The sequence below is a fragment of the Arthrobacter sp. 05L421 genome (assembly GCF_056397785.1).
The window spans coordinates 50071-65858 of the sequence record NZ_JBFTOC010000014.1; the positions used below are offsets into that span (position 1 = coordinate 50071).

The 15788-nt window shown below is 69.2% G+C and carries 15 protein-coding genes; 9 read left to right on the top strand and 6 right to left on the bottom strand.

The window, feature by feature from the left end; translation table 11 throughout:
* Positions 1-16: 16 nt before the first annotated feature.
* A complete protein-coding gene (locus tag AC1DKQ_RS15895) occupies positions 17-172 on the bottom strand; it encodes a hypothetical protein (protein WP_476919552.1) in 156 nt (51 codons plus the stop codon).
* A 461-nt stretch (positions 173-633) separates the two neighbouring features.
* Here AC1DKQ_RS15895 and thiL point away from each other — a divergent pair, with 461 nt between their 5' ends.
* The 4 genes from thiL to rsmD are packed head-to-tail and all read left to right on the top strand — an operon-like array spanning position 634 to position 5663.
* Positions 634-1698, top strand: coding sequence for a thiamine-phosphate kinase (gene thiL / locus AC1DKQ_RS15900; RefSeq protein ID WP_476919572.1), 1065 nt, complete (start codon positions 634-636; stop codon positions 1696-1698).
* Between the two features lie 22 nt (positions 1699-1720).
* Positions 1721-2797 carry a DAK2 domain-containing protein gene (locus tag AC1DKQ_RS15905; RefSeq protein WP_476919573.1) on the top strand — a complete coding sequence of 359 codons (1077 nt, stop codon included), beginning with the start codon at positions 1721-1723 and terminating at the stop codon, positions 2795-2797.
* The gene (locus tag AC1DKQ_RS15910) at positions 2787-5015 is read left to right on the top strand and encodes an ATP-dependent DNA helicase RecG (RefSeq protein ID WP_476919553.1); all 2229 of its coding nucleotides are present in this window, start codon (positions 2787-2789) and stop codon (positions 5013-5015) included. The genes AC1DKQ_RS15905 and AC1DKQ_RS15910 overlap by 11 nt, the downstream gene beginning before the upstream one ends.
* Positions 5016-5039: 24 nt before the next feature.
* Entirely contained in the window at positions 5040-5663 is a 624-nt protein-coding gene (gene rsmD, locus AC1DKQ_RS15915) for a 16S rRNA (guanine(966)-N(2))-methyltransferase RsmD (RefSeq protein ID WP_476919554.1), read from the top strand.
* On the opposite strand, the gene AC1DKQ_RS15920 is transcribed toward rsmD, so the two are convergent.
* Entirely contained in the window at positions 5660-6445 is a 786-nt protein-coding gene (locus tag AC1DKQ_RS15920; protein WP_476919555.1) for a spermidine synthase, read from the bottom strand. The genes rsmD and AC1DKQ_RS15920 overlap by 4 nt on opposite strands.
* 2 nt (positions 6446-6447) lie before the next feature.
* Positions 6448-7659 (bottom strand): aminotransferase class I/II-fold pyridoxal phosphate-dependent enzyme, encoded by a 1212-nt coding sequence (locus tag AC1DKQ_RS15925; RefSeq protein ID WP_476919556.1) that lies wholly within the window; start codon positions 7657-7659, stop codon positions 6448-6450.
* Positions 7660-7707: 48 nt separating this feature from the next.
* Between AC1DKQ_RS15925 and coaD the strand changes: the two genes are divergently transcribed.
* The 5 genes from coaD to mutM all read left to right on the top strand — a co-directional run bounded on the left by coaD (position 7708) and on the right by mutM (position 10909).
* Entirely contained in the window at positions 7708-8208 is a 501-nt protein-coding gene (coaD, locus tag AC1DKQ_RS15930) for a pantetheine-phosphate adenylyltransferase (protein ID WP_277523428.1), read from the top strand.
* Positions 8209-8383: 175 nt separating this feature from the next.
* Entirely contained in the window at positions 8384-8908 is a 525-nt protein-coding gene (locus AC1DKQ_RS15935) for a YceD family protein (protein WP_476919557.1), read from the top strand.
* 36 nt (positions 8909-8944) lie between these two features.
* Positions 8945-9148 carry a 50S ribosomal protein L32 gene (gene rpmF / locus AC1DKQ_RS15940; RefSeq protein WP_056738282.1) on the top strand — a complete coding sequence of 68 codons (204 nt, stop codon included), beginning with the start codon at positions 8945-8947 and terminating at the stop codon, positions 9146-9148.
* Positions 9149-9169: 21 nt separating this feature from the next.
* Positions 9170-9892 carry a ribonuclease III gene (gene rnc, locus AC1DKQ_RS15945; protein WP_476919558.1) on the top strand — a complete coding sequence of 241 codons (723 nt, stop codon included), beginning with the start codon at positions 9170-9172 and terminating at the stop codon, positions 9890-9892.
* A 9-nt stretch (positions 9893-9901) separates the two neighbouring features.
* Positions 9902-10909: a bifunctional DNA-formamidopyrimidine glycosylase/DNA-(apurinic or apyrimidinic site) lyase gene (mutM, locus tag AC1DKQ_RS15950; RefSeq protein WP_476919559.1), complete on the top strand. Its 1008-nt coding sequence runs from the start codon at positions 9902-9904 to the stop codon at positions 10907-10909.
* Here the strand turns inward: mutM and AC1DKQ_RS15955 are convergent.
* Genes AC1DKQ_RS15955 through AC1DKQ_RS15965 form a run of 3 tightly spaced genes read right to left on the bottom strand, consistent with a single transcriptional unit; the run spans position 10845 to position 15642 of the window.
* Positions 10845-11882 carry an NAD-dependent epimerase/dehydratase family protein gene (locus AC1DKQ_RS15955; protein ID WP_476919560.1) on the bottom strand — a complete coding sequence of 346 codons (1038 nt, stop codon included), beginning with the start codon at positions 11880-11882 and terminating at the stop codon, positions 10845-10847. The genes mutM and AC1DKQ_RS15955 overlap by 65 nt on opposite strands.
* Positions 11879-14626 (bottom strand): alpha/beta fold hydrolase, encoded by a 2748-nt coding sequence (locus AC1DKQ_RS15960; protein ID WP_476919561.1) that lies wholly within the window; start codon positions 14624-14626, stop codon positions 11879-11881. Before AC1DKQ_RS15960 ends, AC1DKQ_RS15955 begins: the two co-directional genes overlap by 4 nt.
* Positions 14620-15642, bottom strand: a complete 1023-nt coding sequence (locus tag AC1DKQ_RS15965) for a 3-oxoacyl-ACP synthase III (RefSeq protein ID WP_476884796.1) — start codon at positions 15640-15642, stop codon at positions 14620-14622. The genes AC1DKQ_RS15960 and AC1DKQ_RS15965 overlap by 7 nt, the downstream gene beginning before the upstream one ends.
* Positions 15643-15788 lie beyond the last annotated feature (146 nt).

The following is a 15788-nucleotide window of genomic DNA, read 5'->3' on the forward strand; positions in this document are numbered from 1 at the left end:
ATGCGCTCAGCCTTCACTAGCCGGGCTCGCGGCCGCCGTCAAGGATGAAGAAGACCGTCAAGCCAAAATTCTCGGCTGCCTTGGAACGCCGCCGACCGACGGCGCCGTGGGCGGACGGATTGTCTACGCGATCGCGGGCCAGGACCTTCGGCAGCATCTGGGCCCAGCACATGCACTTGAACCCTTCGGCTGAGCATCATACCGGCCCAGATCGCTAACGGGGGCGGCTCTGCACTGGTTCTCCATGACAGCGCCTTCACCGCCGGAATGTGGTTCGGCGCCGATTCCGCGGCCGGGGACCTTACTTGCAAATGAAGTCCTCCAGGCGCTCGCTGAGTGCCGGCCCCAAGAGATGCGGCCTACTTCGTATGGACACGGCGTGAGGTCGACACCTACACCACCGAGTTCGAAGCCGCACCAGATCCGGGCCTTTGTCTCGGCCCTCAACAGTTCCCCGGAAGCGTATGCCGAAGAGTCCAGGGCCGCTGCCGAATACGTGCAACGGTTCGATATGCGATCCACGGGCGAACAATGGCTGGAGGAAATATTCAGCAGCTGAAGTCACGGCCCGGCTCTGTCAGCCCCTCGCGGTAGCGTAGGGCTGTGCCTGAATCTCTTGTGCCTGAATCTCCTGTGCCCGAACACCTGCCGACGGACGCCGCGTTGACCGTTGCCGGGCTCTCGGAGTCCCAGCTGCTGGGGCGCATCTTCCCGCGGCTCGCTGTCTCTGGGCGCACTGGGCCCACCGGCGGCCCGGAAGCGGCGACGTACTTGCTGCTGGGGCCGGGGGACGACGCCGCCATTGTCGCCGCGCCGGACGGTCGGACTGTGTTGAGCATCGACACGCAGGTGGCCGATCAGGACTTCCGGCTCCAGTGGAGCAACGGCTACAGGACCACCGGGTACGACGTCGGCTGGAAAGCCGCCGCGCAAAATCTCAGCGACATCAATGCCATGGGCGCCCGGGCCACGTCCCTTGTGGTGAGCCTGACGATGCCTCCGGAGACCCTTGTCCGCTGGGTGGAAGATTTCGCGGATGGCCTCGTGGCCGGGATTAGGGGGCTGGGGGCACCGGCCTGCGCGGTGGCCGGCGGCGACCTCGGCCGCGGCCGCGAACTGGCAGTCAGCGTGGCTATCCTGGGGACCCTTGACGGCAAGGAGGCCGTGCTGCGTTCCGGAGCCCGGCCGGGGGATGCCGTGGCGCTGGCGGGAACAGTGGGCCGGGCTGCCGCCGGGCTGGCGCTGCTGGAGTCGAACGTCCCCGTGGGGGACCTGACCACGGAGCAGCGCTCCCTGATGGACATTCAGTGCCGGCCGCAGCCGCCGCTCGCTGCGGGACCTTTGGCGCGTGAGGCCGGGGCGTCGGCCATGATGGACATCTCGGACGGCCTGGTCCGGGACGGAAACCGCTTGGCGGCCGCCAGCAACGCCGTGCTGAACCTGGACGCCGCCGCCCTGAAGGAGCTGGCCGTTGCGCTGCTGCCGGCGTCTGAGCTGTTAGGCGCAGACCCGATGTCCTGGGTTCTCGGCGGCGGCGAGGACCACGGACTGCTGGCCACTTTTCCCGCAGGGGTTCAGCTCCCTCCCGGGTTCACTGCGATAGGCTCGGTAGAAGCCCCTGCACCAACCGAGAGCACGGGAGTAACGATCGCGGGCAGTCCCGCTGACGCTGTGGGATGGGATCACTTTGCAGACTAAGATTGCCGCCAACGCGCAAGCGATGAAGCGGTGGTTGAGCAAGGCGGAGACCACGCTCGGCAACCACAGCGACCGCCTGAACGCCATCAACATCTTTCCGGTTGCCGACGGCGACACGGGCACGAACCTCTACCTGACCGTCCGGGCCGCGGCGCACGCCGCGGACGCCGTGGTCGGTGGAGACACGGATCCGAGCACCGCCGCTGACCCGCACGACGTCGGCGCCGTCCTGGCGCAGGCCGGCCAGGTGGCCATGGAACAAGCCCGTGGCAACTCCGGAACCCTGTTTGCCGTCTTCCTCGCGGCCGCCGCCGAGCCGCTGGCCGGGCACACCAGGATCAGCTCACCGCTGCTGGCCGCGGCCCTGAACCGGGCCCAGATCCGGGCCTGGTCCGCGCTGAGTGATCCCGTGCCCGGCACCATGCTCTCCGTCATGGAAGCCGCCGCCCGTGCCGCGGCCGCCGTGGACTCTGCCCACGACGGCGATGACAGCAACCAGACCCTCGGACGGGCCCTGGACGCCGCCGTCGAGGCAGCCCTGGCCGCCGTGGTGCGCACGGAGAATCAGCTCGATGCCCTGCAAGCTGCCCATGTGGTGGACGCCGGCGGCGTGGGTATGCTCCTGATCCTGGACTGCCTCCGCTCCGCTGTGCTGGGCGAGGAGCTCCAAAGCGAACTGCTGGATGGCCTGCACGGCTACGACGTCCAGGACCCGCACATCCACGTCGGCATGCCGCGCGACGAAGGCGTCGAAGTCATGTGCACCATCTCCCTGTCTCCCCTGGATGCCGCCATGTTGCGCCAACGGCTCGACGAAATGGGCGACTCCGTGATCATGAGCCAGGTCGGCGGGGCCGGGGAGGCCCCCGGGCAGTACCGCTGGCGCGTTCACGTCCATGTTCTGGATGCCGAACCCGCGGTCGCGCTGATTCGTTCCCTGGGTGAGCCCACGGACATTTCCGTGAGTGAGCTCGCAGTGCCCCGCGACCCGCAACCACAGGCCGCCACCGTTGCTGCCTCCGTTGCCGCCACCGCTGCTGCCTCCGATGCTCTCGCAGTTGCCGCCGAAACCCGAAACCCCGACGGACATGCACGCTGAACTTGAACTGGGCCTCGAGCGCCGCATCGGCAAACGCTCGGCGGCTGTCATCGAAAAACACCTTGGCATCACCACCGTCGGCGGGCTCCTGAACTACTTCCCCCGCCGCTACCTCAGCCGCGGCGAGCTGACGCCCATCAGCGAGGTCCCGCTGGACGAGGAAGTGACCCTGATCGCCCGGGTGGTCTCCAACAGCACCCGATCCATGCGCGCCCGGCGCGGTTCCCTCACCGACGTCGTGATCTCCGACGACGCCGGCGGAGCGCTGCCGGGCACGCTCAAGGTCAGCTTCTTCAACGGGTTCCGGGCCAAAGCGGAACTGCAGCCGGGCCGGCGCGCCATGTTTTCCGGCAAGGTCACCCGCTACGGCGGATCCCTCGGCCTGACCAACCCTGATTTCCTGCTGCTCGACGAGGACCCCGACACCCCGGGCATCGACCCGGAGAAGCTCGCCGCCATGCCGATCCCGGTCTACCCGGCCACGGCCAAGCTCACCAGCTGGTCCATCCAGAAGGTCATCTCGACCCTGCTGGACACCGCGGATCTCGAAACCCTCGGCGACCCGCTGCCCGCGGAAATCGCGGCGCGGGAGAAGTTCCTGCCGGTCGCGGACGCCTACCGGCTGATCCACGCCCCGCAAACCCCGGCGGACTTCCAGCGAGCCCGCGACAGGTTCCGCTACCAGGAAGCCCTGGTGCTCCAGTCGGCCCTGGCCCGCCGCCGCGCCCAGCTCAGCGCCGAGGAAGCAACAGCCCGCCGCCCGGCACCGGACGGGCTGCTGCCCGCCTTCGACCGCCAGTTGCCGTTCACGCTGACCGCCGGCCAGGCCGCCGTCGGCAAGACGCTCTCCGACGAGCTCGCCCAGGACTCGCCCCTGAACCGGCTGCTCCAGGGCGAGGTGGGCTCCGGCAAAACGATCGTGGCCCTGCGCGCCATGCTGCAGGTGGTGGACGCCGGGGGACAAGCTGCCCTCCTGGCCCCCACGGAAGTTCTCGCCGCCCAGCACTATGAATCCATCCGGCGCACGCTCGGACCGCTCTCCCGGGACGGGATGCTCGGCGGGTTGGGCCCCGACGCCGTCCAGGTCACCCTCCTCACAGGCTCCATGCCCACCGCGGCGCGGAAGCAGGCCATGCTGGACGCGGCCTCCGGAACGGCGGGCATCGTGATCGGCACCCACGCCCTGCTCAGCGACAACGTGTCCTTCTATGACCTCGGCCTGATTGTGGTGGACGAACAGCACCGCTTCGGCGTGGAACAGCGCGACGCCCTCCGGGCCAAGGCCAGCAAACCGCCGCACCTCCTGGTCATGACCGCCACCCCGATTCCCCGGACTGTGGCCATGACCGTGTTCGGAGACCTCGAAACCTCCGTGCTGGATGAGCTCCCCGCCGGCCGCGCCCCGATCTCCACGCACGTGGTGGGCCTCGCGGAACACCCGGCCTGGGCCACCCGCATCTGGTCCCGTTCGCGGGAGGAGATCGACGCCGGCCATCAGGTCTACGTGGTCTGCCCCAAGATCGGCACGGACGACGACGGCGACTTCACCCCGGGCGAGGCCGCACCGTCCGCTGCGGACCTCGAAGGCGAGAACGGCTCGCGGGAACTCGCCTCCGTCACCGGCGTCGTGGAACTCTTGCAGGACGAACCGGCCCTCGCGGGGGTGGCGGTGGCGCCGCTGCACGGCCGGCAGGACCCGGCGCTGAAGTCCGAGACCATGGCCTCCTTCACGGCCAATCAGACCAAACTGCTCGTCTCCACCACCGTGATTGAGGTGGGCGTGGACGTGCACAACGCCACGCTCATGGTGATCCTGGACGCGGACCGGTTCGGCATCTCCCAGCTCCACCAGCTGCGCGGCCGGGTGGGCCGCGGCGGGCTGCCCGGGACCTGCCTGCTGGTCACCACCCTGGAGCCGGGCCATCCGAGCCGGCGCCGGCTCGATGCCGTGGCCGCCACCACCGACGGCTTCGAACTGTCCCAGGAGGACCTCAAGCTCCGCCGCGAAGGCGACATCCTGGGCGCCTCGCAGTCCGGCGGGCGCTCCACCCTGAAGCTGCTGCGCGTCCTCGAACACGAGGACGTGATTGCCCGGGCCCGGCAGGACGCCCAGCGGATCGTGGCCGCCGATCCCACATTGGCCGGCCAGCCCCGGCTCGCGGCCGCGATCGATGAATACCTGAACCCCGAGAAGGAGGCGTTCCTTGAACGCGGCTAGGACCACACATCAAGGGCTTCGGCCATGAGCCGGATCATTTCCGGCGCGGCCGGCGGCAGCCCACTGGTCAGCGTCCCCGGGAGCCTGACACGGCCCACCACGGACCGGGTCAAGGAAGCGCTGTTCTCCCGGCTGGACGCCTTCGACGTCATTGCCGGCGCCCGAGTGTTGGATCTGTACGCAGGATCCGGCTCGCTGGGGGTGGAGAGCGGCAGCCGCGGCGCCGACTCCGTGGACCTGGTCGAATTCGATGCCAAGGCGTCCGCTGTCTGCCAGCGCAACGCTGACTTGGTCAACACCGTCACGCGCCGCAAGGTGGTCTCCGTGCACCGCTCCAAGGTCGAATCCTTCCTGGACCGGACCGTCGAGGCCCTTCGCTGGGACCTGGTGTTCCTGGACCCGCCCTACCCCCTGGACGAGCCGGCACTCGCTGCCGTGCTGGCCAAGCTGGTGCCGCACCTGGGCTCGGGGGCCGTCGTGGTGGTGGAACGCTCCTCCCGGAGCCCCGAGCCGGCATGGCCCGAGGGCATGGAACGGTTTGCCGAGAAAAAGTACGGCGAAACCCGGCTGTGGTTCGCCGAGCCGGGCGTGGAAGCTGCAGAAGGCGTGGAAGCCGCGGACGCCGCGGACGTAGAGGTCGGGGACTAGCCGGCCAGCACGTCCAGTTCGACGCCGGCCAGCAGCCTGGCCGGATGCGGGCCGCGCGCCGTGAGCGCCGCCGTCCAGACCTCCGGCCACGGGCCCTGCGTCCCGGTCAGGATGATGTTCCCGGGGTACCGGCCGGTGAACATTCCGGCCTCGGCGAAGGCCGAGACGTCGGCCATGGCCCGGCGCATGGCCGCGACCTGACTTCGGACCAGGGTCAGCCCGGGTTCGTCGCCCACGTTGACTATCAATACCCCGCGCGGCGTCAGCCTGGCCGCCGCCTCCTGGTAGAACTCTGTGCACGCGATGTGTTCCGGCGCCTCGGGCCCGGAGAAGATGTCCAGGATCACGACGTCGAACCGCAGTTCCGCCGGGAGCCCGCCGAGGGCGTCGCGGGCATCGCCGATCACAGGGTGCAGCTGCGTTCCCTCCGGCAGGGGCAGCTGTGCCAGCACGAAGTCCAGCAGCTCCCGCTCCAGCTCCACCGCATACTGGACCGAGCCGGGCCGGGTGGCCTGGATGTAGCGGGCCAGCGTCAGTGCGCCAGCGCCCAAGTGCAGCGCGCTGATGGGCTCGCCCCACGGCGCCGCGAGGTCCACCACGTGCCCGATCCTGCGCAGGTATTCATAGAAGATGTCCGCGGGATCGGCCAGGTTGACGTGGGACTGCTCAGCGCCGCCGATGCTCAGCACAAAGCTGCCGTCGGTGAAGGGATCCGGTTCGATCGTGGCGTGCTGCCCGGTGGTCCGCAGGAACCGCGAGGCGTCGGGTTGCTGCCCGGTCATGCTCACAGCCTGTCGCGCAAGGTCGCCAGCCGCTCGGCGGCCTCCTCCAGGACGTGCAGCTGCTTGCAGAAAGCGAAGCGGAGCAGGCTACGGGTGCGCTCGGCGCCGTCGGGGTGGCAGAAGACCGGCACCGGGATCGCTGCGACGCCCACCAGCGCCGGGAGCCTGCGGGCCAGCTCCACGGAATCGGTGATCCCCAGCGGAGAGGTGTCCACATTCACGAAGTAGGTGCCCTGCGGCGTCAGGACGTCGAGGCCGGCCGCGCGAAGTCCCTCGCTGAGGACGTCGCGCTTGTGCCGGAGCGTGTCGGCGATCCCGGCGTAGAACTCGTCCGGGAGCCCCAGCCCCACCGCGATCGCGGCCTGGAACGGCGTGCCGGAACTGTAGCTCAGGAACTGCTTGACCGTCCGGGCGGCGGCCACGAGGTGCTCCGGTCCGGAGAGCCAGCCGATCTTCCAGCCGGTGAAGGAGAACGTCTTGCCGGCCGAGGAAATGGTCAGCGTGCGCTCGGCCGCACCGGGCAGGGTGGCCAGCGGGATGTGCTGCACACCGAAGGTCAGGTGCTCATACACTTCGTCGGTGATGATGACGGCGTCGTATTTCGCGGCAAGTTCGACGACGCGCGAAAGCACCTCGCGGGGGAACACGGCGCCGGTTGGGTTGTGCGGATTGTTGATCAGCACAACCTTGGTGCGGTTGCTGAACGCGGCCTCGAGCGCGGCCAGGTCCGGCATGAAGTCCGGTGCCAGGAGCGGGGCCGTGACGTGCGTGGCGCCGGCGAGTCCGATGATGGCGCCGTAGGAGTCATAAAACGGTTCGAACGTGAGCACCTCATCGCCGGGACCGACCAGCGCCAGCAGCGATGCGGCGATGGCCTCCGTGGCGCCGGTGGTGACGATGACCTCGGTCTGGGGATCGGGGGTCAGCCCGTAGAACCGCTCCTGGTGGACTGCGATCGCCTCCCGGAGGGGCAGGATGCCCTTGCCGGGCGCATACTGGTTGGCTCCGGCGGCGATGGCGGCCTGGGCGGCCTCCTTGATCTCAACGGGGCCGTCCTCGTCCGGAAAGCCCTGGCCGAGATTGATGGCGCCCGTGCTGAGCGCCAGGGTGGTCATCTCCTCGAAGATCGTGACGCCCAGCGAACCGCCGGGGGAGAGCAAGTTGGCACCGGTTGCGGCGCGCTGCCACGGGAACTGGGGAGGGAGCTGGGACATTCAGCCATGTTATCCCGGCCTGCGGCGCGGATACGGTAGGTTCGGAGCATGAGACGCGCTGTTTGCCCTGGCTCCTTTGACCCCATTCATAATGGACACCTTGAAGTCATAGCGCGCGCCGCGGGCCTCTTCGACGAGGTGATCGTGGCCGTGTCAACGAACTACGCCAAGAAGTACCGCTTCAGCGTTGAGGAGCGGATCGACATGGCCAAGGAAACGTTCGCGTCCTTGCGCGGAATCGTGGTGGAACCCGTGGGGGAGGGGCTCCTGGCCGAGTACTGCAGGCAGCGCGGTGTGTCCGCGATCGTCAAGGGCCTGCGCTCGTCCTCGGACTTCGACTACGAGCTGCCGATGGCCACGATGAACCGGCAGCTGACCGGCGTCGAGACGGTGTTCCTGCCGGCGGAAAGCCACTACCTGCACCTGTCCTCCACCCTCATCAAAGAGGTCTTCGCCCTGGGCGGGGACGTCTCGGACTTTGTACCCCGGTCGGTGCTGAAACGGCTGGCTCCGGGCGAGCCGGTCCAGAACCGGGCGCGCAAAGTGTAAGCTTGACCGGTACTCGGCGGCCTGCTGCCGGTTGCGTGGCCCGAATCCAAGGCCGCTTTGTGGTGTAAACCGCCGGCGTGCCCCCAGTTTGAGTCCGTCTGGAAGTTCAGGCTAAGATAGTACGTCGGTCATATGTTCAACAGGAGTTCTCATTAAACGAGATGCTAGTTCGCCCTTGGCGTTCGACGTCAAGGACCTCGGACGCAGTCCGGGAAGCATGCGAACGCTGACGGAACATGTACCCGCGCCAAGTGATCTTGGCGTGGCGCTCATTGGCGTGCAGGAAGGCTCGGATGTCGAGCTGGACCTGCGACTTGAGGCCGTACACGAAGGAATTTTGGTATCAGGAACCGCGCACGTTGAAGTAACTGGCGAATGCGGCCGATGCCTGGATCCCCTTGCGTATGACCAAGAGGTCGATGTGCAAGAATTTTTCTTCTACGAGGACGCTGTGTTCTCCGACGAAGAAGACGAAGAAGAGCAACGTCGAGTCGAGCACGATCTGATCGATCTTGAGCCGGTGTTGCGGGACGCAGTTGTCACCATACTGCCGTTCCAGCCGGTATGCCGGGAAGACTGCCAGGGCCTTTGTTCCGAATGTGGAGCACGCCTGGAAGACGAGCCGGGGCATCACCACGAGGTCGTAGATCCTCGCTGGGCCGCCCTGGCTGACTTGGCTAAGCCTGACCGGCAAAACTGATTTGTAAGTGTTTTTCTAGAGAGAAATGAGTTAGCCGTGGCTGTCCCGAAGCGGAAAATGTCTCGCTCGAATACCCGCGCCCGCCGCTCCCAGTGGAAGGCAACTGCCCCCCACCTGGTGAAGACCGTAGAGAACGGCCAGGTTGTTTACAGCCTGCCGCACCAGGCAAAGGTCGTTACCGACTCGGCTGGCACCGCGCTGTTCCTTGAATACAAGGGCCGCAAGGTCGCAGACGTCTAATCCGCCAACAGGCTGAAAAAGATGTCTTCAACTGAAGAGCTTCTGAAGCGTCTCGGTGTCACTATTGACGCCGGGACGCTTCGTCTTGCGCTCACACACCGTTCCTACGCCTACGAAAACGGCGGCATTCCCACCAACGAACGACTCGAGTTCCTGGGCGATTCCATCCTGGGTTTCTCCGTGACGGACGCGCTGTACCGCGATAACCCCACGCTGCCCGAAGGTGATCTGGCCAAGCGCCGTTCCGCCGTCGTCAGCACCCGGGCCCTGGCCGGCATAGGCCGCAGCATCGGGCTAGGGGAATACATCTACCTCGGACAGGGCGAGAAGCTCACCGAGGGCAAGAACAAGGCCTCCATCCTGGCGGACACCATGGAGGCGCTGATCGGCGCCACCTACCTCTCCAATGACATCGAGACGGCACGGCAGCTGGTCATGCGGCTGGTCGGCCCGCTGTTGAAGGATGCCGCCGCCCTCGGCGCCGGCACCGACTGGAAGACGTCCATCCAGGAATTGGCGGCCAGCCGGCAGCTCGGAACCATTAACTACGCGGTTGACGGCTCCGGACCGGACCACGCCCGGACGTTCGAGGCCGTGCTGCGGATCGGTGGCACCGACTACGGCACCGGCAGCGGAAACTCCAAGAAAGAAGCCGAGCAGGAAGCCGCCGCCGACGCCTGGCGCCGGCTGACCGCCCCGTCCGTGCCCGACACGCAGCAGCTGCACACGCAGACCGGCAGCTAGGCGGCAGCGTTGCCTGAACTGCCCGAGGTTGAGGTGGTCCGGCGCGGCCTGGTGAGCTGGGTGCGGGGCCGGACCATCACTTCCGTGGATGTGCTGGACCCGCGTTCCCTGCGCCGGCACGCCCTGGGCCCGGAAGACTTTGCCGGCAACCTTGAGGGCGCCCGGGTGCTGGACGTGGTCCGGCGCGGCAAATTCCTCTGGATGCCGCTGGCGGACACGCCCGCCGCGCCCGGGAGTGGTGACACGTCCGGGAATGGTGACCTGTCCGGAGAGCCCCGCCCGGACTCAGGGCCGGCCCCCGCCGTCGCACTCATGGCCCACCTTGGCATGTCCGGTCAGCTGCTGATGCAGGACCCCGGAGTTCCGGACGAAAAACACCTCAAGGTCAGGCTGCGGCTCAGCCCCGCCGACGGCATGCCCGATCAGCTCCGGTTCGTGGACCAGCGCATCTTCGGTGGCCTGTTCATCACGTCCCTGATCCCCACTGACGACGGCGGCCCCGGCGGCCTGGCCGAAACGCCGCTGCCGCTCATTGCCGAGGAAGCCTCGCACATTGCCCGGGACCCGCTGGACCCCTGGTTCTCCTTCGACGCCTTCTACCGGCGCCTGCGGGCGCGCAAAACCGGGCTCAAGCGGGCACTGCTGGACCAGGGCCTGGTCTCCGGGATCGGCAACATCTACGCGGACGAGGCCCTCTGGACGGCGCAGCTGCACTATGCCCGGCCCACCGATACCCTGCGCCGCGCCGACGCCCTGCGGCTCCTCGACGCCGCCCGCGGGGTCATGACGGATGCGCTGGCCGCCGGCGGCACCAGCTTCGATTCGCTCTACGTCAACGTCAACGGAGCCTCCGGGTACTTCGACCGCTCCCTGAACGCCTACGGCCGGGAGGGCCAGGAGTGCAGGCGCTGCGCCGCCGCGGGCCGGGTCAGCCTGATGAAGCGGGAACAGTTCATGAACCGTTCCTCGTACACCTGTCCCGTCTGCCAGCCCAGGCCCCGGAACGGCCGCTGGTAAGGGGAGCCCGGGCGTAGTGCCCGGCCAGCCTCGCCAGGCCCTCGTCAAGCGAAACGGCAGGGGTCCAGTCGAGGAGTTCCCGGGCCTCGCGCTGGTCGAACCAGTGGGCGGTGGAGAGCTGTTCGGCGAGGAACCTGGTCATCGGCGGCTCCCCGGCCCGGCCCGACCGGGACCATGCCTTCTCTATCACCGATCCTGCAGCACGCGCGAGGCTGCCCGGCACCCTCCACGACGGCGCAGGGACGCCGCCCGCGGCGCAAATACCTGCCAGCAGCTCGCCGACCGGGCGGGGTTCGCCGTTGCTGACCACGAGCGCCCGGCCGTGGATGTGCTCCATGCGGTGCAGCGCAGCGACGATGGCCGCAGCGGCGTTGTCCACGTAGGTGGTGTCGATCAGGGCTGCGCCGGCGTCGAGCAGCGGCAGGCGGCCGCGGCCGGCACGGTCCAGCACCCGTTCCACTAGTTGGGTGTCGCCGGGGCCCCAGACGATGTGCGGACGCACCGCCGCGACCCGGAAGTCCGGCGCGTCCGCGGCCAGCGCCAGCAGTTCGGCCTCGGCCTTGGTGCGGGAGTAGTCGCCATGCGCGCGGACCGGGTCCGCCGGCCCGGCGCCCAGCCCGGCGATGGCGGTTCCGGAGTTGGCCACGGAGGGGGAGGAGACGAACACCAGGTCCCGCACGCCGGCCTCGCGTGCGGCCCGGAGCAGGCGGCGCGTGCCTTCGACGTTCACCTCATCGAACTCCGCCGCGCGGCCCGTGAAGGAGACCTTCGCGGCCAGGTGAATGACGCCCTCGGCGCCGTCAACGGCCCGGCGGACGGCGTCCTGGTCCGCGACGGAGCCGCAGAGGTCCGCGGCGCCGTCGACGCCGGAGGGGCGGCGCTGGAACGTGGTGACGGAGTGGCCCTGCCGCACCAGCAGCCGGGCCACTTCGCGGCCGAGCAGGCCGCTCGCGCCCGTGACGAGGACCTTCACGGCGTGCCCGGACGGCCGCCGGCCAGCACCTTTGACGCCCACCTGGACAGACGGGTCCTGTCGATTTTGGCGTTGTGGCGGATGTCGGTCGGCTGGGACGGGACGTCGAGCACCGCGGAGACGCTGACGCCTGCCGCCCGGGCGGCGTCCCGTACCCGGCCTGCCAGCTGCGGCGCGGCGGGGCCGGCCCGGCGGGCAGGCGGGACGGTTTCGACGACGGCGACGACGGCCTGGGTCCCGGACGGGCCGACCCCGACGACGGCGGCCATCCCGACGTCGTCCAGGCGTTCGATGGCCTGCTCGGCGCCCACGGGCGTCACCACAGCACCCGGCGCCGTCACGACGTGCGCGAGGCGACCTTCCACCCAGAGCCGGCCGGCGGCGTCGAAGTGCCCGACGTCTCCGGTGCGGTGCCATCCGGCCGTGCGGACGCTCTCACGCTGGGCCAGCCAGAGCCTGTCGTAGGCTTCCTTCACATGCGGGGCGCTGACAAGGATCTCACCGGTGACGCCCGCCTCCGTGACGGGGCTGTTCCCGGGTGCGGTGCCGTCCGCGGCGAGCGGGATAACGGCCACACAGGCGCCGTACACCGGCCAGCCCACGCACACGCCATTGCCGGCCCCCGCCACGGTTCCGGCGGCGGCGTCGGCCCCGGCGTCGCGGATCTGTTCGAAGCTGATGTCGGTGACGGGCAGCGCCTCGGTCATCCCGTACGGGGTGTGCAGAGAGGCCTGGGGCAGCAGCCGCTGCACCTCGGCGAGGAGGGGCTCGGGGACGGGCGCGCCGGCGGAGAGCAGCAGCTCCACCCGCCCCAGGGCCTGGTGCCCGGCCGGGCTCAGGCCGTCCTGGGTCGCGAGGACGTTGCGCAAGGCCGCGGGGGACGCGAAAATCACCGTGGCGTCGATGGCCGCGGCGGCGGCCGCCAGCGTCCCGGCCGTCAGGGTGCGGGGCATGGTGACATCCATGGCGGGCGTCACCGAGACGGCTCCGAGCGCCGGTCCCAGCAGGGCGAACGGCGCGAAGCCCGCCACCAGGCGTGCGCCCGGGCGGATCCCCAGCGTTGTGGCGACGGTATCCCGCATCGCGGCCAGTTGCCGGTGCGTGTAGAGCACGCCCTTGGCGGGACCGGTGGAGCCGGAGGTGAAGAGCACGGCGGCGGGGGCATCCGGGTCCGGAGCCAGGGCCGGATCCGGGCAAGGGAGTTCCGGGCTGGTTCCGCGGCGGCGGAGGGCGGCGAGGGAGGTTTCGACGGCGAGGAGGCGGCGCCGGGCGGCCGGCAGGTCCCGGACACTGATGCGCCGTCCCGGCCAGCCGAGTACCGAGGCAGCCGCCAGCGCCTTGTCGATTCCGATGAGGAAATCCGGGGTGGCGCCCTTGACGGCACGGCTCAGGCCGCGGGTGCCCAGGCCCGCGTCGGCCACGACGACCACCGCGCCGAGCCGCAGGCAGGCATAGAGGACCACGGTCAAGTCCACGCCCGGCGGGACCATCAGGCTCACCCGGCTGCCGTGCCCCACACCGGCTTCCCGCAGGCCGGCGGCGAGGGCGGCGATATTCTGTTCCAGCTCCCGCCAGCTGAGCGAGCGGGCGGCGCTGCCGTCCGCTGCCATTTCCGCGACGGCGGCGTCCCCGGCTGTGGGTCCCGCGGCCAGTGCGGTGAGCGGCGCCCAAAGCGGCGGGACCCCGGTGCCGGGACCATCGGTGCCGGGCTCCAGGGGCTCGGCCCCGTCTTCCGGCGTCGAGTATTCCGGCAGCGGCCCGTCGGTCGGTCCGTCGGTCGGGGCGTCGATGCGCAGAAGGCCGTGGTCGCTGTCCCGGCCGCACTCGGCAAGCCACTCGAAGACGGGGGCGGCGATGTCCCGGTCTTCCGCGACCAGGTGGCCGGCACCCTCAAAGCGGTGAACTTTCGCGTCCGGCAGCCGGCTGATGAGGTCCTTGAGGTACCGGTCGGAAAAGATCGGATCCCGCGGGCCCCAGAGCATCAGGGCCGGAACCCCCAACCCGCGCACCCCTTCCGCGACGCGGCTAAGCGTCGGGAAGCTGGGATGGGACGCGTCGGCGGGAATGTCAGCGACAAAGTTCCCCACGCCGGCGCGGCGGCCGGCGCCGCGGTAAGGGGCCATGAAGGCGCTGCGGACATCCGCGGCGAGCGGCGGGTGGGCCAGGGAATGCGTCACGCGCAGGAAGGTGTCCGACGTCGTCGTTCCCCAGCGGTGCACGGCGGGGTGCAGGGCGAGCCGCAGCGCCGGCGGGATCTGGGAGGCGGAGGGCTGGTGGACGGCGGTGTTGGTCAGCACCACTCCCGCGAGCTGCTGCGGATGTGCCACGGCCCAGCCGAGGCTGATCACGCCGCCCCAGTCGTGGCCGACGGTGACCACCGGCCCGTCCAGTCCGAGCGCGGCGGTGAGGTCGCCCAGGTCGTTGATCCGGTCCTCCAAGCGCCGGAACGTGCCGGTGCGCTCGGAGAAGCCCATATCCAGCTGGTCCACCGCCACCACGCGCCACGGATGTGCGGGGTCGGATCCGGCGCCCAGCAGGGTCCGCCACAGGTAGGACCACGTCGGGTTGCCGTGCACGCACAGCAGGGTGCCGGCAGGAGTCAGGCCGCGGCGCGCGAGCTGGGCACCGTTGTCGAGCAGGTGCCAGCGGCGCACGGTTCCGGGCCCGTCCACGGCGGAGGTGGACGCCACATCGATTTCGCGCGACCACTCGGGGTCGACGCCGGGCCAGTCGGCGGCTACCAAACGATTTCCACCATGGCGGTGTTCAGACCGGAACCGACGCCCATGCACAGCACGCGGTCCCCGGCTGCGAGAGTCTGCGCTTCGGCAGCGAGGGTCATTGGGAGGGAGGCCGGGCCCACATTGCCCCAGTGCGGGAACGTGATCGGCACCTTGTCCGGGTCCAGGTCAATGGCGTCGATGATGGCCTGGGTATACGCATTGCTCACCTGGTGCGTGACGTAGCGGTCCATCGAACCCCAGTCCCACTCCGGCTGGGCCTCGTGCCAGGCGTCCACCACAAGCTGCAGGCCGCCCTCGAGCAGGCCCTTGGTGTCGGTGGCCATGCCGTCGATGCCGCCCACGCACAGTTCATGGTGTTCGGTGCCGGCACGCATCACGCCGCCGAGGATGCGGTGGGCCCCCGAGTGCTGGTCCGCCGGGCCCAGGACGGCCGCAGCGGCTCCGGAGCCGAGGGTCAGTGTGGCGAACTCGCGGTTGAAGTCCTCGCGCGTCGTCTCGGGCCGCTGCAGCCGGGCCAGGGTGGCCTCCTGCGTTGCCTGGGCATCCTCACCGTTGACGATCATCGCGTACTTGATCTGTCCGGAATCGATCATGTTGGCCGCCAGCGTCATGCCGTTGACGAATCCGAGGCAGGCGTTGGCCAGATCAAAGTTCATGGCCGACGACGGCAGGCTGAGCCCGTGGTGGATCTTCACCGCGACGGACGGTTCGAGGTTTCGCCGGGTAACGGAGGTGTTGATGAGCAGGCCAATCTCGGACGCTTCGACGCCGGACTCGGCCAGGGCCTTTGCGCCCGCCTCGATGGCGGCGTCGTCGAACGATGTCCCGGGCGCCCACCAGCGCCGGTGCGTGATGCCTGCCACCCGTTCCAGCAGCTTTGGGGGGACCCTCAGCCGCCGCAGGGTCGAAGCCAACCTGCGGTCGAAATCCATGGAACTCACGATCGTCGGAGCTTCGACGCTGCTCACCGAGAGTAAGGCGGTGTTGCTGTGCCGGAATGTTGCGTTGCCTACCAAAATCAAGCCCCTGTTCACGTCCGTCCTGCGCTTCGGCGGTTTACCGCACCCTCGAGCGCAAGCCCAAGAGCTTAACTATGCCCGGTGGAGGTCAGTTCCTGCATATTCTGCGGCAAAAGCCGCGGCATTGCACGGGTTCTGCGCGG

Excerpts from the sequence above, each read along its gene's own strand:
- AC1DKQ_RS15895 (WP_476919552.1), bottom strand. The coding sequence starts at position 172 with ATGTGCTGGGCCCAGATGCTGCCGAAGGTCCTGGCCCGCGATCGCGTA.
- AC1DKQ_RS15905 (WP_476919573.1), top strand. The coding sequence starts at position 1,721 with ATGAAGCGGTGGTTGAGCAAGGCGGAGACCACGCTCGGCAACCACAGC.
- AC1DKQ_RS15910 (WP_476919553.1), top strand. The coding sequence starts at position 2,787 with ATGCACGCTGAACTTGAACTGGGCCTCGAGCGCCGCATCGGCAAACGC.
- rsmD (WP_476919554.1), top strand. The coding sequence starts at position 5,040 with ATGAGCCGGATCATTTCCGGCGCGGCCGGCGGCAGCCCACTGGTCAGC.
- AC1DKQ_RS15920 (WP_476919555.1), bottom strand. The coding sequence starts at position 6,445 with ATGACCGGGCAGCAACCCGACGCCTCGCGGTTCCTGCGGACCACCGGG.
- AC1DKQ_RS15925 (WP_476919556.1), bottom strand. The coding sequence starts at position 7,659 with ATGTCCCAGCTCCCTCCCCAGTTCCCGTGGCAGCGCGCCGCAACCGGT.
- coaD (WP_277523428.1), top strand. The coding sequence starts at position 7,708 with ATGAGACGCGCTGTTTGCCCTGGCTCCTTTGACCCCATTCATAATGGA.
- rnc (WP_476919558.1), top strand. The coding sequence starts at position 9,170 with ATGTCTTCAACTGAAGAGCTTCTGAAGCGTCTCGGTGTCACTATTGAC.